Origin of the sequence: Pseudalkalibacillus hwajinpoensis, from assembly GCF_015234585.1 — a bacterium.
Lineage (GTDB): Bacteria > Bacillota > Bacilli > Bacillales > Guptibacillaceae > Guptibacillus > Guptibacillus hwajinpoensis_B.
Genome location: NZ_JADFCM010000001.1, coordinates 170,982 through 187,158, shown reverse-complemented (window position 1 = coordinate 187,158; position 16,177 = coordinate 170,982). Strand labels below are relative to the sequence as shown.

The following is a 16,177-nucleotide window of genomic DNA, read 5'->3' as shown; positions in this document are numbered from 1 at the left end:
TTTCACCCTCTTTGTTTAACTTACTTCTTTGCCTGTTCCATTGCTTGCTTCCACGTATTTCGAAACTCTTCAGCTAAGCTTTCGACTTCCTTTAAAATGCTAGAATCATTTTGAATATTCGCCGTCACAAGCTGCGAAATCATATATTCATAGAGAGAATCCATCGTTTGGGAGAGCTCCATCTCCATATTTAATGATGAACGCAATTCATATAGGATGTTTTGTGCTTTAATAATATTGGTATTCTTCGCTTCCATATCGCCTTTTTCCATCGCAATAGAGGACAGGCGAATAAATTTAATACATCCGTTATAAAGCATTAACGTTAATTCCTGAGGTGATGCCGTTGCGACCGCATTATTTTGATATGTTTGATATGGATTTTTCATAGCCATAAGTATTCCCCCTATTTACGCTGATCGAAAAAGGCGCCGTCGCTATATGCTGTTTTCTGAGGCTTGTAATTATTGGCTGCTGCCTTTCCTTGCTGTAAACGTCTCATTTGATCGGAAAAAGCTGAATAAAGCTCAGACAGTTTAGGCTGAATCTTCTCTTCAAGTACGCTCAGCTGTTGTAAGAGAGTCCGCTCGTCTTCCGTCCAATCCTTTCCTTCTTTCTCCATCGCTTCATCTAGAAGTTTAATGGTTTCATCACGCCGTTTGATCATGTAATTAATGCCCTCAAGCATTTCTGTTCCATCAACATTCATAGATGGATTAATTTCACCAAGTGATTTTGCAATTTGATTTGTCACCACGTGTAGTTGATTTAACGCATCAATTCTTCTCATTTTACATCCCACCAAGTAAGTTTTGTTGTACCCATGCACTTTGCTGATTGAGCTGACTCATCGCCGTTTCAAGCGCCGAAAATTGTTTCCAATACCGATCTTCAACGGTAACAAGCTTATCTTCCCAGTTTTGCATCTGCTCATCTAAATCTTTTAATCTCGTGGATAAAAAACTACTGTCAACGAGCGTGCCCGGCGTTCCTGCTTTCTTTCCTAACTGATCGATGCCTTTATTGACCGAGTCATACAGGCGATCACCAATCCCATCTGTGCCACTCGTAAACAGGTTCATGACCTCTTCTGGCTTTTGTTCCAGAACACTCTTTAATTTCGCTTCATCAATAAAGAGTTTTCCTCCATCCTGATAAGAACCCGTATTAATCCCAACTTGCGAAAGCATGCTAAGCTCACCTGCCGGAATTCCGCTAACCGGTGACATCCAGGCACTGCGAAGGTCACTCACAATCCCCCGAACGGTCGCATCACTTTGAAGCATCCCGCTCTTCGCTTTCTCTTCCCACAATTCGATCTCTTTTTCGGTAAGGTCTTCTCTTTGCGCATCTGTGAGCGGCGGGAAATCGCGGTTGCGCTTTTCAGTAAGCATCCCCTGTGCTTTATCAATGAACTCGTTGTACTTCTCAACGAATGACTTAATCATGTCAAAAGGCGCTTCTACATCGCTTTGAACCGAAACAGTTGAAGTACCTTTTTGTACAAGATCCAGCTTCATATTATTAATCGTCGTAGTATTTGTCTTCAGGTTATCAATAACTATACCGTCAAACGCCACAGACCCATATTTCCCCTGAGCTGTGTTGGCTGCACCGCCGAGGATACGACTTTCCACAGTTGGATCACCAACACTAAGTGTGAATGACTCATCTCCGCCCATTGCTTTCGATGAAATAAAGAAGCGGGATGTTGTATTATCAAAGCTTGCTCTTAACCCGAGTGATTCACCTGATGTATTATCTGTCGCACCGGCAATTTTTTCACCAAGGCTCTTAAATGTGTCTGTCGCAGTGATTGTAATGGAAGCCGTTTGACCTTTGCTATTTGTTAACTGTAGTGTCGTATCTGCTTCGCCTGTTTGAAGTACTTTATCTGTTCCCTTTGCGGCTGTACCAGCTTCATTTTGAATGGCCTGTCCCGATGTAAACTTAGCGCTTTGAGCGAGTTCGTTAACGGTAACCGAATAAGAACCTGGGACAGAGGCAGATGTCGTCTTCGCTGTAACCGCACCTGTATTAGAAGAGACCGTTTTATAAGCATTATAGCCAGATTGCAACCGCATCGATGAAGCCGTGCTTCGCATATCCGACATCATCGAATTCAACTCCCGATAGGATTCCTTCTGCCATTCCATCGTTTGCTTCTTTTGAGACAATTTATCGAGCGGGATTCGTTCCGCCTTCATGAGATCTTTTACCATCTGATCTGTGTCCATCCCCGTCGCTAAACCGGAAATTCTCATGAACATCTCCTCCGTTCTTACCTTCTATTGATACTATCGGCAGGGTGACGCGATAGTTTAAGGTGTAAATAGACCTAAAAAAGAACCCTCCATAGAGAGTTCAAACACTTAAATTTTCTGATCGACCATAAAGCCCAGTAACTCAGTCGTCGCAGCGTAGCGATCAAGGAACTTTTTTGAAGGGATTTCTTTGATCACTTCGTCAGTTTGGGTATCGATGATCTGGACGTAGTATTCGTTTAGTTTGTCGTGGAGTTGGAATTTGAGTGAGGTTTTGGTTGGTTCGAGGTAGGTGTTGAGGGTGGTGATGTGGTGATTGATGGTATCTTTTGATAAAGCATTTTCTTCTACCTCACGCTTTTCGATTGTCTTAGTCACTTCAGTATTAGTTGTTTGAGTTAATTTAGTTAGTTCAATTGGTGTGATTGAAATATCTCTTAGTTCCATCAGCTAATCTCCAATTCCCGATCAATTTTGTTAAAAAAGGTGGCCTTCAATTGAAGACCACCTTGTAAGTAAATTAACGAAGAAGTTGTAGTACAGCTTGCGGCTGTTGATTGGCTTGACTGAGCATTGCTTGTGACGCCTGGTTAAGGATGTTGTTCTTAGTGAACTCCATCATTTCTTTCGCCATGTCTACGTCACGGACACGAGATTCAGCTGCAGTCAAGTTTTCAGAACTTGTGCCCAGATTATTGATAGTGTGTTCAAGTCGGTTTTGGTACGCTCCAATTTGAGAACGACCAGCACTTACGTCTTGGATAGCTGTTTCAATAGCTTGAAGAGAAGTATCTGCAGCAGTAGCATCAGCCACAGACAATGAAGCTAAATCTGTACCAACAATATCATTTAAGTTAATACCTTTTTTCGAGAAGTCCATAACCATTGTTTCAGTAGTATTTGCACCTACTTGAAGTGTGACACTTCCAGTACCTCCAGACCCAGCAGTAGCATCAAGAAGGTTCTGTTTGTTAAATGCTGTACGGGTATTGATGGTTCCAAGTTCTGATGTTAATTCATTTAATTCCGTTTGAATTGCATCACGATCTTCAGTGATGTTAGTGTCGTTAGTTGCTTGTACACTAAGTTCTCGCATACGTTGAAGGATAGAATGTGCTTCATTCAAACCACCTTCAGCGGTTTGCAATAGGCTTATTCCATCTTGAGCATTACGTGAAGCTTGATCAAGGCCACGAATTTGTGCGCGCATTTTTTCAGAAATTGAAAGCCCTGCTGCATCATCTGCTGCGTTATTGATTCTTAATCCTGAAGAAAGCTTCTCCATGTTTTTAGATGCATTCAATTGGTTAGAACCCATCTGGTTGTACGTATTCATTGCTGCTAAGTTGTGATTAATAATCATCCCTAAATCTACCTCCATGTAATTGGTTTTATCAAGAAAATCCACATCCGTTTGGACTTCCTAACACCACTATTATCGGCAGGGGTTTTTAGATGTTTAATAGTTTTCTGAAAAATAATTAGAAAAACTTGGATTGGTGTCACATTCTAGCGATAGCCATCGTTTTGCTAATGATTTAGTCCTAAAATAAAGAATCATTCTTAAAACATAAAAAAGAACCGCCGCCTTATGACTTCGGTCCCTTTGAACTGTTACTCTTCTGAAACTCCTTCAAATCCTCTAAGCTAAACTCCTGCATCGCCGCAAGCTTATTCTCCGATTGAATCGCTTCATATACTTCTTTCCGGTGGATGGCAATATTCTTTGGCGCTTCCACCCCAAGCTTCACCGTGTCACCTTCAATGCTAATAATCTTGAGTTCAATCTCATCGTTAATGACAATCGATTCGCCCTTTTTACGTCCGAGTACGAGCATTTACTCCGCCTCCTCTGTCGTAACTTGCTTCAATAGAGGTTCTTTGATGCCGTACTCCTGCTTCAGTACGAGCTGCTTTCCGGTGTGTTCAGCTGTATTAAAGATGAGCGGAGCTTTTAGATTCATTGTTGCGTCTTTTAATGATCCTTGAACAGTAAGAATCGAGAGTACGAGCGCATGCGTTGGATCGGTGAGATTGAGCTGAGCGAGCGTGCTGTCATCAAGGTTTACTTCATAATTTGGATAAAAGGAAAACGGATCTGCGAGGAAGAAACAAAGACCGCTTTCTTCAGTTGATTGTAAAAAGTAAAAAGGAGACTCATCTTTGTCGTCGGCGGGTAAAAGACAGTAAGTTCTAAAGTGCTCAAGGCCGGGAATGCCACTTTCAAATGTGATCAGACGATCATCCGTGACGTCCATTTCTCCAAAGCGTGCAGTATGTAATTTCATAGCGATCTCCTTTGCTGATCATGTCTACCCTCATTATAAGGCTTATGGCGCTTTTTTCCATGGATAATTTGTTGTCTTTTTGAAATTTCGGTAAACTTAAAGGGACAGAAATTCGATCAACTGGTATAAAAAATGGAATCTCTTCGAAGTTCTATTCTTAACTTATAAAAAGATATTAACGAAAGGAGCACTAGTCATGGAGATCACCTTTCATCCACTCGGTGAAGCGGCTGTGAAATGCTGTTTCCAGGAGGATATATCGCCTGCTCTTACTGATCAAATTCAAGCGTTTTGTCGGAAGCTACGTTCACAAAAACATACTAACCTTATAGAATGGGTTCCCGCTTATGATTCTGTCACTGTTTACTACGATCCATGGGATACGTCTTATGAGCACATCACTGCATTTCTTCAAAACATAGCAGTTGAAATGGACACAAAGAGCCATCAAGTCAAAACCGTGATCACCATTCCAACCTTTTATGGTGGCGACTATGGACCTGATCTCGAAAATCTCGCCAACACCAACAACCTAAGTCCTACCGACGTCATTAATCTACATACAGGTGCAAGCTACCTTATTAACATGATTGGTTTTTTACCAGGTTTCCCCTATTTAAGCGGGCTTGATGAACAAATTGCCATGCCTCGTCTTGAGAGTCCAAGGAAGTCTGTACCAGCCGGATCTGTTGGCATCGCGGGGAGTCAAACGGGCATTTATCCGCTTGAATCCCCTGGCGGATGGAACTTAATTGGACGCACACCGCTTCGATTGTTCGATCCTGAAAAAGAGGAGCCATTTCTTTTTGAACAGGGAGATTATTTACATTTTACATCGATTAATGAAGAGAAATACAATCGAATTCAGCATGAGGTTGAAGAGGGAACTTACGTACTTGAACGCAGGGAGGGATTCGAATGACGTTTCGCATTGATTTAAACAGCGATCTTGGTGAAAGCTTCGGCACTTATGTAGCCGGTCAGGATGAACAGGTTCTTGAACTCGTATCGTCAGCGAATGTGGCTTGCGGCTATCATGCCGGCGACCCGCATATTATGAATAAAACAGTCGAGTGGGCGAAGGAGCATCACGTTGGAATTGGGGCTCACCCGGGATTTCCAGACTTAGTTGGGTTTGGACGCCGAAACATGAACATCACGCCAGAGGATGCTTACTCCCTCGTTCTTTACCAGATCGGGGCACTGCACGGGTTCTGCAGGGCGCATCAAGTGCCGCTTCAGCACGTCAAACCGCACGGGGCGCTTTACAATATGGCTTCGAAGGATCCTGAGCTTGCGAATGCGATCGCGCAAGCCGTAAAGGATTTTGATACAGACCTCATTCTATTTGGGCTTGCAAATTCAGAATTGATTCGCGCTGCACAAGACGCTGCACTTCCTTATGCTTCTGAAGTTTTTGCGGATCGAACGTATCAGCCTGACGGGTCGCTTACCCCTCGGGTTGAAAAGAATTCGATGATCCGAGACGAGCAAGCCGCGATTGAACAAGTGATTCAAATGGTGAAAGAAGGAACGGTAACGGCTGTGGATGGTTCAATCATTCCGATCGAAGCTGATACCGTTTGCGTTCACGGTGATGAACCGTCGGCACTTGCGTTTATTAAAGCGCTACGAAAACGATTTAGTGAAGAAAACATCGTGATGGAAAGGATCGGAAACCGATGAAGTTATTTTCAGTAGAAAAGCCAGGATTGTACACGACGTATCAGGATTTAGGACGTGTTGGATTTTTGAAATATGGAGTGCCAGCGTCAGGAGCTCTCGATCGCTTTGCTCTTCAGGTTGGCAATATTCTAGTCGGGAATGAGCGCGATGCGGCAGGACTTGAGGTTACGATGCAAGGACCTGAGCTGATTGCAGAAGAGTCTTTTGTGGTCGCTGTAACGGGAGGGGATTTGTCTCCCATGGTGAATGGGAAACGCATTCCGCTCTGGAAATCTGTGCATATAAAAAAAGGACAGGTACTAGAATTTGGTCAGCCACGCCAAGGAGTTCGTGCTTATCTGACCGTTTCAGGTGGCTTCCATTCAGAAAAATATATGGGAAGTCGCTCCGTTTATGAGCCAGCTGGTCTCGGACGTCCTCTTCAAAAAGGAGATGAACTCGTTGGTAAACCTGTGAAACAAAAAGCAGGAACCGGGCTTTTTTTCACCGAGATTCCTGATTATGATCGTGATGTTGAAGTACGCGTCGTGAAAGGACCACACCATGAACAGATTTCAGCTCACGTCGTGGAGCAATTTTTCTCATCCACTCATGAAGTTTCACCTCAATCCAATCGAATGGGTTATCGACTTCATTCTGATCTGGAAACAAATCATGAAGCGAACGTCATTTCTGATGGAGTTCCGGTTGGCGGCATCCAGCTGCCTGGGAACGGTCAGCCGATAATCTTGCTTGCTGATCGGCAGACGACAGGTGGTTACACACGGATTGGAACGGTGATTGGTCCTGATTTGCCACTTATTGCCCAGCTGCCGCCCGGCGGGAACATCCGTTTTAAAGAAGTAACGGTGGAAGAAGCACAGGAAGCGGCTAGACAAACTGAGCGAAAGCTTCGTATTTGGGAGCGAATCCATCGCTAGTGCAATCGGAGGTAGCTGTGGAGCTCATCCTTCACAAGCTCCCCCTGGTCCTGCTCGTTCATTTGCAGGTGGTAATGATCTCCTTCAACCTCCGCTTGGAAATTATAGAAGCCTTTTTGATTCAAATATTCGCTTAGATCTTCAATTTTCTCACAGTGAGAGAACAAAATTTTATCGCCCACATAATCGTCGTTTACATATACGTTATAAGCATCATGTGCATTTTTTATAGCATCAGCCTCTGCTGGATAAAAAAACGGGATTGGTTCCGGCATTCTGTCTCCCTCCTTTCTTTAGGGATTACTATCAATTTGTCCCTCCCTGCCTTTTTTATGTTGGAAAAACATTCTTATGCGCTAGTATGTTTAATCCTTTAAGCATTCGGGAACCTTCTCTAACGTACACTAAAGGAGGATGACTCATGGCTAACACATATACAAAGCAATATATTAACGGTGAATGGGTTAAGGGTTCTAGTGACAAAACTGTAACAAATTATAATCCATTTTCCGGCGAGGAAATTTTTACATTAAATTCAGCATCTGAAGATGATCTTGATAAAGCTTACAAAACGGCAAAAGAAGCACAAAAATCATGGGCACAGACAACACCAGGCAAGCGCCAACAAATTCTTGATAAAGTAGCGGCGCTTATGACAGAAAGAAAAGAAGAAATAATTGATTGGCTTGTGAAAGAATCCGGGAGCACGAAAATCAAAGCAAATGTTGAATGGGCAGCGGCCACTCGCGTTGTAAAAGAGTCTGCATCGTTCCCATATCGTATGAAGGGACAAATCGCGCCTTCAGATACGCCAGGTAAAGAAAACCGCATATATAAAAGCGCAAAAGGCGTCATCGGTGTCATTGGACCGTGGAACTTCCCGCTTCACCTTTCCATGCGATCTGTTGCACCAGCGATCGCAACAGGTAACACGGTTGTTCTAAAACCAGCATCTGAAACGCCAGTAACTGCTGGGTTCTTAATTGCTGAACTATTTGAAGAAGCAGGACTTCCGAAAGGCGTACTAAACGTCGTAGCGGGACGTGGTTCTGAAATCGGCGATGCGTTCGTCACACACCCAATTCCGAAGTTGATTTCCTTCACAGGTTCAACCGAAGTTGGACAACATATCGGTGAGCTTGCAGGTAAGAACATTAAAGAAACAGCGCTAGAGCTCGGCGGTAACAACGTGTTTATCGTTCTTGATGATGCAGATATCGATCAGGCAGCTGAATCAGCGGCGTTCGGTAAATTCTTGCATCAGGGTCAAATTTGTATGGCGATCAACCGCATTATCGTGCATGAAAGCATTCACGACAAATTCGTTGAAACCTTCAAAGAAAAAGTAGCTTCACTTCAAGTAGGCGACCCTTCTGACGCGAAAACAGCTGTTGGCCCACTCATCAACAATGACGCAGTTGAACGCATTCAAGAGTCACTTAACGCTTCTCTTGAACAGGGCGCTGAGAAAATTCTTGGTGGCGAAGTGAAAGGTAACGTGATGCATCCGGTTATTTTAACAAACGTAACAAATGACATGCCGATTGCAAAAGATGAAATTTTCGGTGCAGTTGCGCCAATCATTAAATTTAGCACAGTAGACGAAGCGATCGAAATTGCAAATGGCTCTCCTTACGGTCTTAGTGGCTCTGTTCACTCTCGCGACTTAAACCGCGGTGTTCAGGTTGCGCAACAAATCGAAACGGGCATGGTCCACATTAACGACCAGCCGGTGAACGATGAAGCACATATGGCATTCGGTGGTGAAAAAGAGTCAGGACTTGGCCGCTTCGGTGGTGAATGGGCACTCGATAAATTCACAACTGTTAAATGGATTTCCGTTCAGCAAGAACGCCGTCAATATCCATTTTTCCAATAAGCATATGAAAGCCCTCGATTCGTTCGAGGGCTTTTTTATTGGTTTTTCTCTGCTTTTTGGATATCTTTTTCTAATTTATCAAGTATTTTTGCACCTTCTTCCCCAACAAGACGCTTATAGTACTCTCTTACTTCCTGACTTTGCTCTTCAAATTTCTGGCGCTCTTCCTCGTTTAATTCTGCAACGTTAATATCACTATCTGACTTAATGTGATCCAGTGCTGACTGATTGAACTCGTTTTGAATGGCAAATGAACGCGCCTGCATCTCTGCCGTTGTTTCATCAACGATATGTTGAATATCATTCGGAAGACTTTCATAAAAGTCAGGGTTAACAGCTGTTGTGGTAATGTATAAACCGTGTTTCGAAAGCGTTAAGTATTTTTGCACTTCATAGAAATTCATTTCTTCAATTGCAAACATCGGATTTTCCTGTCCATCAATCATATTCAACTGTAACCCGCTGTAAACTTCCATATATGGTACCGGCGTTGGATTAGCGCCATAAGCTTCATATGCTGCGACAATAAGCGGAGATGGCATGGTGCGCATTTTAAATCCATTGAAATCAGTCGGCACCGCGAGCTCCTGATTGCTTGTCCAATTCATAAATCCTTCTGTCCAATAATCGAGAACTTTTATGTTTTTCTCTAGATAGAGGCTATTTAGGTCTTCATACAGCGCGTCGCTTTCATTTAACACCTGCTTGTTCACATTCATCTCATCTGAAAATAAGAAGTGTAGAGAGAATAACTGGTTTTCAGGTACGATCGTCCCTGTATTTCCCGGGGAAACAATCGCAAAGTCAATAGCTCCAATTTGAAGAAGCTCGGCTTGTTCTGTGGCATTGCCAAGCTGTCCGATCGGATACCTTTCAACTTTAATTCGACCGTTAGATTTTTTCTCTAATTTGTCAGCAAATTCCTTTACGTAGTCTGCCTGCACACTTGAAGGTGATTCTTCATGAGCAAATCTAAAAATATATTCGGCTTCTTTCCCTTCTGTAACTTGGGAACAGCCCGCAATAACGAGCAAAAGAGCCGGAATAAGCCAGAGCCTATTCTTCATGTTGTCCCTCCTTTATAAATACCGATAGAACGTAATGATTTCTGGGAAAAAGATGAATAGTAATGAGATTGCTAGTAGCATTAACAGATACGGGCCAGAGCCCCGAATAATCTCAAGATAAGGGCGCTTAAACACTGCAACAGCCGTAAAAATATCAACTCCAAATGGTGGTGTTGCCGATCCTATAGCCGCCTGAAGAGTGATGAGAACCCCTAGTACAATCGGATCAATACCAGCATCCATCGCAACAGGGTAGAATATCGGTGTTAAGATAATAATGACGACTAGAGGGTCAACAAACATACACCCAATAAAGAAAAAGAGGGCGACAATTAGCAGCACCTTAATCGCTGTTGGGTCTGTTCCTAATACAGCGTTGGTAAGCTCTTGTGGCAATTTCGCATAAGAAAGCACCCAGGAAAGTGCGGTACCAGCAGCTACGAGTATAAAGACTGCAGCCGTTACAACACCTGTTGATTCTGCAATTTTCGGTAGTTCGGTAATTTTGATTTTTTTATAGATAAAAACTTCCAAAACCACCGCATATAAAACACTTACTGCAGCTGCTTCCGTTGGACTGAAAAAGCCGCTATAAATACCACCGACAATGATGACCGGAAATCCTAATGGAAGAAGCGCTCTTCTTGTTGCCTGTAGACGTTCATTCCAAGTCGCTTTCTCTTGTCCTTCAATTCCTTTTCTTCGTGCGAGTATGTAACTATAGACGGCAAAAAAAAGAAAGATGATCACACCTGGTAAAATACCAGCTATGAAAAGTTCTCCAACCGAGGTTCCCGTTACAACGGCATACATAATCATGCCTATACTGGGTGGTACGAGCAAGGCGACATCACTCGCATTAATGATAAGTGGAATCGCTTGTGAATTTTTATAGCCTGATTGAAGAAGTTTCTGATGCATCGGTTTCCCGACCGCTACAACCGTTGCTTGCGTAGAACCTGATATGGAACCAAACAGCGTGCACGTCGCAGCCGTTGTAATCGCATAGCCACCTTTAACGTGACCAATAAATCGACCAACAAATTCAAGAAGACGATTAGCCGTCGTTCCAACTGACATAATATCGGCAGCAAAAATAAACATCGGAACAGCAAGTAACACGAACGGCTGAACACCGCTAAAGTACTGTTGAGTTAACACCATCGGATCGAGGTCTGGAAAATAGACGATGAGGAGCACAATCGGTGCAACAATCATTGGTATCTTCATTGGGAATCCCATGAATAACAGAATAAACATGATGAGTAACATCACCCATATCATACGCCGTCACCTCTCTCCTCTAGTTCACTTTGAAATTCTTCTTCCTTTTCTGTTGCTAGAATAATCTCTTCATGCTTCATGTTAAGGACAAACTGATGTAGGTATTGCAATCCACCAAAGAAGAAGCCGATTGGAATAAATGCTGCTACTAAATAAACGGGAACTCTTAGCGCTGGTGTTACGCGCTCTAGTTCATGTACCGTCCATACATATTCGAAAGCGATATAGGTTAAATAAAATAATGTAAGTGATGTAAGTAACGTTATTACTAAGGTAAGAACTTTTTGACCTTTTTTCGGCAACAGCTCAAATAAGGCAGACATCCTCAGGTGCCTTCCCTTTCTCGCTGCATAGCTGACACCGATAAATGTTACAATAATTATAAAAAACTGTCCTGTTTCTTCAGCAAACGTCCAGCTCGCTTGAAAAACAGTGCGACTAATCACGTTTCCCACAAGAATCAATGTCATAAAAATAACCGAGTAGCTAAGGATGGCCTGTTCGGCTTTTCCCAGAACTCGGTTCACTTTCTGAAACATATCTTCTGGCCCCCTCTTTTATACAAATCCTATCCAATATTGGTGATAATTCCCTATCACAATGCTAGTAAACATCTCTTGCAATATTGTTGCTTTTTATTTTCATTTTTGAAAAAATAAGATAGAGAAAAGGAGATGGAAACATGATTGAAGTTCGTGAAGAAAAGTTACAAGATCATGAGGACATCTCAACCATATTACAAAAAGCATTTGGTGGAGAAGATGAGGTTAAGCTAGTCAGTAGGATTCGGGAGTCTCGCCACTTTGTACCTGAGCTTTCGCTTGTCGCGCTACATAATCGACGGGATCCGGTTGGTTACATCCTTTTTAGTGAAATCACCATTTCAACAGAAAAAGAAAAGCTCACGTCTCTAGCCCTTGCTCCTGTCGCAGTCGTTCCCGAATTACAAGGAGAAGGAGTTGGGAGCATGCTGATCAAAGATGGCATGATGAGAGCGACTTCGCTTGGATATCGTCACGTAGTCGTGCTTGGCCACCAAGACTATTATCCACGATTCGGATTCGTCCCTGCTTCTGAACAGAACATTTCTGGTCCATTTGATGCAGGAGAAGCATTCATGGTAAAAGAACTTAAGAAAGACGCGCTAAAAGATGTTAGCGGAGAAGTTGTTTATCCGAAGGCGTTCGGCGTCTAAAAACGGCAAACAAAAAAGCCGCTCTTTGGCGGCTTCGCTTAAAAATCAAAAATCGAGTCCTCGTTCGCATCATCGTCCTTCATCGGCTTTGATGAAAGTGACTGTTGAACTGGTGCGGCAGCTTGCTGCTGAAGCGGTTTAACTAAAGCGGTGGCGGCAGGCTTAGACCTATGACTTCCCGATGCTTGTAGCAGCATGTCACAATAAGTTTTAATGGCGATCAGCTCTTCTCGAATGCCATCGACATCTGCATCATTTTCTTCCACATTGTATGTGAGCTGTTTCATTCGTGCATTCATTTGTTGAACCAGCTGATCAATTGGTATATCTTTCATATCGATAAACTCCTTTAAGTGAAGGATCTTTATCACTAGTGTACCAAACTGCATGCCAAATGAAAAAAATTAAAAGGACAAGGAGATAATATTATGGATACCCTTCATGAAGTATTAAAATTTAATGAGGAATTTGTCGCTAATAAAGAGTATGTCCCTTATGAAACAACAGGTCTTCCCGATAAAAAAATCGTGATCCTTTCTTGCATGGACACGCGTCTTGTAGAGCTTCTTCCACGCGCGATGAATCTTAAAAACGGTGATGTGAAAATCGTTAAAAATGCCGGTGCTGTCGTGAGTCACCCATTTGGCAGTATTATGCGCAGTATTCTTGTAGCCGTTTATGAACTTCAGGCGGAAGAAGTTTGGGTTATTGGGCATCATGACTGTGGCATGGGGAAAGTAGATCCTGATGCGTTGCTACATAAAATGGAAGACAGTGTAACTAAAGAAGTTGTTTCTTCCATGAAGCACGTAGGGATTGACCTTCACTCATGGCTACAAGGATTTACAACGGTTCAAGATGGCGTGCGCGGTAGCGTATCAATGATTGAGAATCATCCGCTTCTTCCAAAGGATCTTCCTGTTCACGGGCTTGTGATTGACCCTGCAACTGGAAAACTAGATCGCGTAACAGAATAATGGTAAAAGCGCGCTCCTCAATGAGGAGCGCGCTTTTTTAAAGATTATTTCGCTAAAATATCAGCAAAGGCTTTTCCGTACTGTGGAAGATCTGGCGGGCGACGCGCAGATACAAGATGTCCGTCAACAACAACGGGCTCATCAATCCAAGTCGCACCGGCATTCTCCATATCATCACGAATGCCTGGCGTACTTGTCACTTTCTTTCCTTCTAGTACTTTTGCAGAAATTAATACCCAACCAGCATGACAAATCTGGCCGATTGGCTTCTTATTTTCTTCCATATGCTGAACCATTTTCAACACTTCAGGGAAACGGCGAATCTTATCAGGCGCCCATCCACCAGGAACAAGGATCGCGTCGTAATCGGCAGGATTAATATCTTCATAAGCATAATCGGCAACCACGGGAACACCATATTTACCAATATACTTCTCTCCTGCTTTCTCACCAACGTAATGTACCGTTGCCCCTTCTTCAATTAAACGATAGTACGGGTAAGTAAGCTCCAAATCTTCAAATTCATGATGAACAAGACTGATTACTTTTTTATTTTCTAAACGCATGTTTCCACCTCCACTCTTTACCTTATACCATTTTGGCATCATTTCAAAACGATAAAAGATTTCAAAGGATTTTCCGAGTGAAATCGTATATAGGATAGATCTACCTTTTAAAGCATGTATTTTCTAGTATGGGACTGTCCAACTGGGAATACTAATGAGAAGGTAAAGGAGAGATAACCATGGATGTTGGTCTTTTACTGGAATACGGGTGGGTGCTCATTGTTCTGATCGGTCTTGAAGGTGTGCTGGCAGCAGATAACGCCCTTGTCATGGCCATAATGGTGAAGCATCTTGACCCACAAAAACGTAAAAAAGCATTGTTTTATGGCCTTGGAGGAGCATTTGTTTTCCGCTTCGGTTCTCTCTTCATCATTTCCTTTCTCGTTGATATTTGGCAAGTTCAAGCCATTGGAGCGATTTATCTTTTGTTTCTCAGTTTAAATCACATCGTGAAAAAATTTTTACTCAGCGATCGAAAAGAGAAGAACAAGGAAAATCAAAAGTCCGAGGAGGGACCTGGTTTTTGGACGACGGTTTTAAAAGTGGAGCTTGCTGATATCGCATTTGCCGTGGACTCCATTCTAGCTGCTGTAGCGTTAGCTCTAACGCTACCTCATACAACGCTACCAAAAATTGGAGGTATGGATGGTGGACAATTTCTCGTTATTCTAACCGGTGGAATTGTCGGGCTAATCATTATGCGTTTCGCTGCTAATTACTTTGTGAAGCTTTTGCACCGTAAGCCAGGTTTAGAAACCGCTGCTTTCGTGATTGTTGGATGGGTAGGGGTAAAGCTTGCGATTTATACGCTCGCTCATCCAAACCTCGGCATTCTTGCTGAGGATTTCCCGAAAGAACCCGCATGGAAAATCACATTCTGGGGCGTTCTTGTTGCGATTGCACTAGGAGGCTGGTTCCTTTCTTCAGAACGAGAAGAAGATGACCGAGAAGATGAGAATGAAGATACGCTAGAAGAAGAAAATGAGGAAGCGAATGACTTCTGATAAATCAACAACAGGTGCCGCATAGGCACCTGTTGTTTTATGCTTTCTGAAATTCTTCTTTAACTTCATTCATTCGCTTCTTATTAACTCCCATATCTGAATATCCAGTTCGTGAAGCAGAACGAAAGTGAATGCTCTCATTTGCTGTATCAATGTAAAACTCAATATCATCGACAAATTTAAACAGCTTTGATTTCTCCTCCGCTCTTATGTAGTCTTTCCTCTCTTCAACAATTTCTGTTCGCTTTCGATTGGTTAGGATAGTTTTTATTTTTGCGATTGCTTCCTCTGCCGTCCCATTGAATGGAATCGGCTTCATCCCATGCTTCTCATCCGTACTTTGACTTGACACACAATTTGGTTTATCTGGACACGGAGCAAGCTTCCCTTCTTTTACGCCTAATTGTTCTGAACTCATTTCGATCGCCTCCTGTTTTGGATTGTTCTAATCTTTCTATACCCTATCACACTACCTTTTGAACTTATTATGCCTTACATTGCTATAATCACGCAGCACATTGATGTGCAAATTTCTCGTTTAGAACTTTTTCTGAGCGTGTATAGTACATGTGAGATCAAAAAAGCAGAACAATCTTTGAAGGAGGCAATATTGTGAGTAGACCAGTAGTACGCGAATACCAAAATGATGAGAAATTAAAAAGCGACATTGAAGAGCTAGAAAACATCGGTGTAGCTAACGATGATATTTACGTGCTTTCCCATGACGATGATCGCACAGAGCGTGTGGCAGATAGCGTTGATGCGAATACAATCGGCAAAAAGGAAATGGGTCTCAGCAGCTTGAAAAATGTCTTTAGTAAAAAAGGCGACGAACTGCGCACCAAAATGCAGGAAATCGGCTTTTCCAAAGATGAATCTGAACGCTATGAAGAGGAAATGGACAAAGGTAAGATTTTCTTATTTGTAACAGACACTGATAAAGTGAAAGAGTGGAAGTAAGAAGTAATGATTGATATAGAAAGAGCCGTTGATCTCAGTTGAGATCAACGGCTCTTTTACGCAGTAAAGCAGCGGGTCGCTCGGGTC

22 protein-coding genes are annotated in these 16,177 nt (G+C 42.7%); 8 read left to right on the top strand and 14 right to left on the bottom strand.

Annotation, left to right across the window (positions count from 1 at the left end; translation table 11 throughout):
- Positions 1–20 precede the first annotated feature (20 nt).
- The 7 genes from fliS to fliW form a co-directional block, all read right to left on the bottom strand.
- Entirely contained in the window at positions 21–395 is a 375-nt protein-coding gene (fliS, locus tag IQ283_RS00900) for a flagellar export chaperone FliS (protein ID WP_194218293.1), read from the bottom strand.
- 11 nt (positions 396–406) lie between these two features.
- Positions 407–790 (bottom strand): hypothetical protein, encoded by a 384-nt coding sequence (locus IQ283_RS00895; protein ID WP_194218292.1) that lies wholly within the window; start codon positions 788–790, stop codon positions 407–409.
- A gap of 1 nt (position 791) precedes the next feature.
- Positions 792–2,264 carry a flagellar filament capping protein FliD gene (fliD, locus tag IQ283_RS00890; protein WP_194218291.1) on the bottom strand — a complete coding sequence of 491 codons (1,473 nt, stop codon included), beginning with the start codon at positions 2,262–2,264 and terminating at the stop codon, positions 792–794.
- 108 nt (positions 2,265–2,372) lie between these two features.
- The gene (gene flaG, locus IQ283_RS00885; RefSeq protein WP_194218290.1) at positions 2,373–2,711 is read right to left on the bottom strand and encodes a flagellar protein FlaG; all 339 of its coding nucleotides are present in this window, start codon (positions 2,709–2,711) and stop codon (positions 2,373–2,375) included.
- A 73-nt stretch (positions 2,712–2,784) separates the two neighbouring features.
- Complete coding sequence (locus IQ283_RS00880) at positions 2,785–3,627, bottom strand: flagellin (RefSeq protein WP_194219549.1); 843 nt, start codon at positions 3,625–3,627, stop codon at positions 2,785–2,787.
- Between the two features lie 226 nt (positions 3,628–3,853).
- Positions 3,854–4,102 (bottom strand): carbon storage regulator CsrA, encoded by a 249-nt coding sequence (gene csrA / locus IQ283_RS00875; protein ID WP_194218289.1) that lies wholly within the window; start codon positions 4,100–4,102, stop codon positions 3,854–3,856.
- The gene (gene fliW, locus IQ283_RS00870; RefSeq protein WP_194218288.1) at positions 4,103–4,552 is read right to left on the bottom strand and encodes a flagellar assembly protein FliW; all 450 of its coding nucleotides are present in this window, start codon (positions 4,550–4,552) and stop codon (positions 4,103–4,105) included. It lies immediately after the preceding gene.
- Positions 4,553–4,748: 196 nt separating this feature from the next.
- Here fliW and pxpB point away from each other — a divergent pair, with 196 nt between their 5' ends.
- From pxpB to IQ283_RS00855, 3 genes are read left to right on the top strand one after another with little or no spacing between them, the layout of a single operon-like run.
- Complete coding sequence (pxpB, locus tag IQ283_RS00865) at positions 4,749–5,474, top strand: 5-oxoprolinase subunit PxpB (protein WP_194218287.1); 726 nt, start codon at positions 4,749–4,751, stop codon at positions 5,472–5,474.
- Positions 5,471–6,238, top strand: a complete 768-nt coding sequence (locus IQ283_RS00860; RefSeq protein WP_194218286.1) for a LamB/YcsF family protein — start codon at positions 5,471–5,473, stop codon at positions 6,236–6,238. The genes pxpB and IQ283_RS00860 overlap by 4 nt, the downstream gene beginning before the upstream one ends.
- Positions 6,235–7,158, top strand: coding sequence for a biotin-dependent carboxyltransferase family protein (locus tag IQ283_RS00855; RefSeq protein WP_194218285.1), 924 nt, complete (start codon positions 6,235–6,237; stop codon positions 7,156–7,158). The genes IQ283_RS00860 and IQ283_RS00855 overlap by 4 nt, the downstream gene beginning before the upstream one ends.
- On the opposite strand, the gene IQ283_RS00850 is transcribed toward IQ283_RS00855, so the two are convergent.
- Positions 7,155–7,433: a hypothetical protein gene (locus IQ283_RS00850; RefSeq protein WP_194218284.1), complete on the bottom strand. Its 279-nt coding sequence runs from the start codon at positions 7,431–7,433 to the stop codon at positions 7,155–7,157. The genes IQ283_RS00855 and IQ283_RS00850 overlap by 4 nt on opposite strands.
- Before the next feature lie 146 nt (positions 7,434–7,579).
- Between IQ283_RS00850 and IQ283_RS00845 the strand changes: the two genes are divergently transcribed.
- Positions 7,580–9,037, top strand: a complete 1,458-nt coding sequence (locus IQ283_RS00845) for an aldehyde dehydrogenase family protein (protein WP_194218283.1) — start codon at positions 7,580–7,582, stop codon at positions 9,035–9,037.
- 35 nt (positions 9,038–9,072) lie between these two features.
- Here IQ283_RS00845 and IQ283_RS00840 read toward each other — a convergent pair whose 3' ends face one another.
- From IQ283_RS00840 to IQ283_RS00830, 3 genes are read right to left on the bottom strand one after another with little or no spacing between them, the layout of a single operon-like run.
- On the bottom strand, positions 9,073–10,104 hold the full coding sequence (locus IQ283_RS00840; RefSeq protein ID WP_194218282.1) for a DctP family TRAP transporter solute-binding subunit: 1,032 nt from the start codon (positions 10,102–10,104) through the stop codon (positions 9,073–9,075).
- Positions 10,105–10,116: 12 nt separating this feature from the next.
- The gene (locus tag IQ283_RS00835; protein ID WP_194218281.1) at positions 10,117–11,388 is read right to left on the bottom strand and encodes a TRAP transporter large permease; all 1,272 of its coding nucleotides are present in this window, start codon (positions 11,386–11,388) and stop codon (positions 10,117–10,119) included.
- On the bottom strand, positions 11,385–11,927 hold the full coding sequence (locus tag IQ283_RS00830; RefSeq protein ID WP_194218280.1) for a TRAP transporter small permease: 543 nt from the start codon (positions 11,925–11,927) through the stop codon (positions 11,385–11,387). The genes IQ283_RS00835 and IQ283_RS00830 overlap by 4 nt, the downstream gene beginning before the upstream one ends.
- A 143-nt stretch (positions 11,928–12,070) precedes the next feature.
- Between IQ283_RS00830 and IQ283_RS00825 the strand changes: the two genes are divergently transcribed.
- The gene (locus IQ283_RS00825) at positions 12,071–12,583 is read left to right on the top strand and encodes a GNAT family N-acetyltransferase (protein ID WP_194218279.1); all 513 of its coding nucleotides are present in this window, start codon (positions 12,071–12,073) and stop codon (positions 12,581–12,583) included.
- 38 nt (positions 12,584–12,621) lie between these two features.
- Here IQ283_RS00825 and IQ283_RS00820 read toward each other — a convergent pair whose 3' ends face one another.
- A complete protein-coding gene (locus tag IQ283_RS00820; protein WP_194218278.1) occupies positions 12,622–12,918 on the bottom strand; it encodes a DUF5327 family protein in 297 nt (98 codons plus the stop codon).
- Positions 12,919–13,011: 93 nt separating this feature from the next.
- On the opposite strand from IQ283_RS00820, the gene IQ283_RS00815 reads away from it, so the two are divergent.
- Entirely contained in the window at positions 13,012–13,560 is a 549-nt protein-coding gene (locus IQ283_RS00815; RefSeq protein WP_194218277.1) for a beta-class carbonic anhydrase, read from the top strand.
- Between the two features lie 44 nt (positions 13,561–13,604).
- Here IQ283_RS00815 and IQ283_RS00810 read toward each other — a convergent pair whose 3' ends face one another.
- Entirely contained in the window at positions 13,605–14,126 is a 522-nt protein-coding gene (locus IQ283_RS00810; protein ID WP_194218276.1) for a type 1 glutamine amidotransferase domain-containing protein, read from the bottom strand.
- Positions 14,127–14,305: 179 nt separating this feature from the next.
- Between IQ283_RS00810 and IQ283_RS00805 the strand changes: the two genes are divergently transcribed.
- A complete protein-coding gene (locus IQ283_RS00805) occupies positions 14,306–15,130 on the top strand; it encodes a TerC family protein (RefSeq protein ID WP_194218275.1) in 825 nt (274 codons plus the stop codon).
- A gap of 37 nt (positions 15,131–15,167) precedes the next feature.
- On the opposite strand, the gene IQ283_RS00800 is transcribed toward IQ283_RS00805, so the two are convergent.
- Entirely contained in the window at positions 15,168–15,548 is a 381-nt protein-coding gene (locus IQ283_RS00800) for a DUF1499 domain-containing protein (protein WP_194218274.1), read from the bottom strand.
- A gap of 194 nt (positions 15,549–15,742) precedes the next feature.
- Between IQ283_RS00800 and IQ283_RS00795 the strand changes: the two genes are divergently transcribed.
- A complete protein-coding gene (locus IQ283_RS00795; protein WP_194218273.1) occupies positions 15,743–16,090 on the top strand; it encodes a general stress protein in 348 nt (115 codons plus the stop codon).
- Positions 16,091–16,177 lie beyond the last annotated feature (87 nt).

Bases quoted from the DNA above. Each gene is read 5' to 3' on its own strand.
- fliW (WP_194218288.1), bottom strand. From the start codon at position 4,552: ATGAAATTACATACTGCACGCTTTGGAGAAATGGACGTCACGGATGAT.
- IQ283_RS00830 (WP_194218280.1), bottom strand. From the start codon at position 11,927: ATGTTTCAGAAAGTGAACCGAGTTCTGGGAAAAGCCGAACAGGCCATC.
- IQ283_RS00820 (WP_194218278.1), bottom strand. From the start codon at position 12,918: ATGAAAGATATACCAATTGATCAGCTGGTTCAACAAATGAATGCACGA.
- IQ283_RS00880 (WP_194219549.1), bottom strand. From the start codon at position 3,627: ATGATTATTAATCACAACTTAGCAGCAATGAATACGTACAACCAGATG.
- IQ283_RS00850 (WP_194218284.1), bottom strand. From the start codon at position 7,433: ATGCCGGAACCAATCCCGTTTTTTTATCCAGCAGAGGCTGATGCTATA.
- flaG (WP_194218290.1), bottom strand. From the start codon at position 2,711: ATGGAACTAAGAGATATTTCAATCACACCAATTGAACTAACTAAATTA.
- IQ283_RS00855 (WP_194218285.1), top strand. From the start codon at position 6,235: ATGAAGTTATTTTCAGTAGAAAAGCCAGGATTGTACACGACGTATCAG.
- IQ283_RS00810 (WP_194218276.1), bottom strand. From the start codon at position 14,126: ATGCGTTTAGAAAATAAAAAAGTAATCAGTCTTGTTCATCATGAATTT.
- IQ283_RS00825 (WP_194218279.1), top strand. From the start codon at position 12,071: ATGATTGAAGTTCGTGAAGAAAAGTTACAAGATCATGAGGACATCTCA.
- IQ283_RS00860 (WP_194218286.1), top strand. From the start codon at position 5,471: ATGACGTTTCGCATTGATTTAAACAGCGATCTTGGTGAAAGCTTCGGC.
- IQ283_RS00815 (WP_194218277.1), top strand. From the start codon at position 13,012: ATGGATACCCTTCATGAAGTATTAAAATTTAATGAGGAATTTGTCGCT.
- IQ283_RS00805 (WP_194218275.1), top strand. From the start codon at position 14,306: ATGGATGTTGGTCTTTTACTGGAATACGGGTGGGTGCTCATTGTTCTG.
- IQ283_RS00840 (WP_194218282.1), bottom strand. From the start codon at position 10,104: ATGAAGAATAGGCTCTGGCTTATTCCGGCTCTTTTGCTCGTTATTGCG.
- fliD (WP_194218291.1), bottom strand. From the start codon at position 2,264: ATGAGAATTTCCGGTTTAGCGACGGGGATGGACACAGATCAGATGGTA.
- pxpB (WP_194218287.1), top strand. From the start codon at position 4,749: ATGGAGATCACCTTTCATCCACTCGGTGAAGCGGCTGTGAAATGCTGT.
- IQ283_RS00835 (WP_194218281.1), bottom strand. From the start codon at position 11,388: ATGATATGGGTGATGTTACTCATCATGTTTATTCTGTTATTCATGGGA.
- fliS (WP_194218293.1), bottom strand. From the start codon at position 395: ATGGCTATGAAAAATCCATATCAAACATATCAAAATAATGCGGTCGCA.
- IQ283_RS00800 (WP_194218274.1), bottom strand. From the start codon at position 15,548: ATGAGTTCAGAACAATTAGGCGTAAAAGAAGGGAAGCTTGCTCCGTGT.
- csrA (WP_194218289.1), bottom strand. From the start codon at position 4,102: ATGCTCGTACTCGGACGTAAAAAGGGCGAATCGATTGTCATTAACGAT.
- IQ283_RS00895 (WP_194218292.1), bottom strand. From the start codon at position 790: ATGAGAAGAATTGATGCGTTAAATCAACTACACGTGGTGACAAATCAA.
- IQ283_RS00845 (WP_194218283.1), top strand. From the start codon at position 7,580: ATGGCTAACACATATACAAAGCAATATATTAACGGTGAATGGGTTAAG.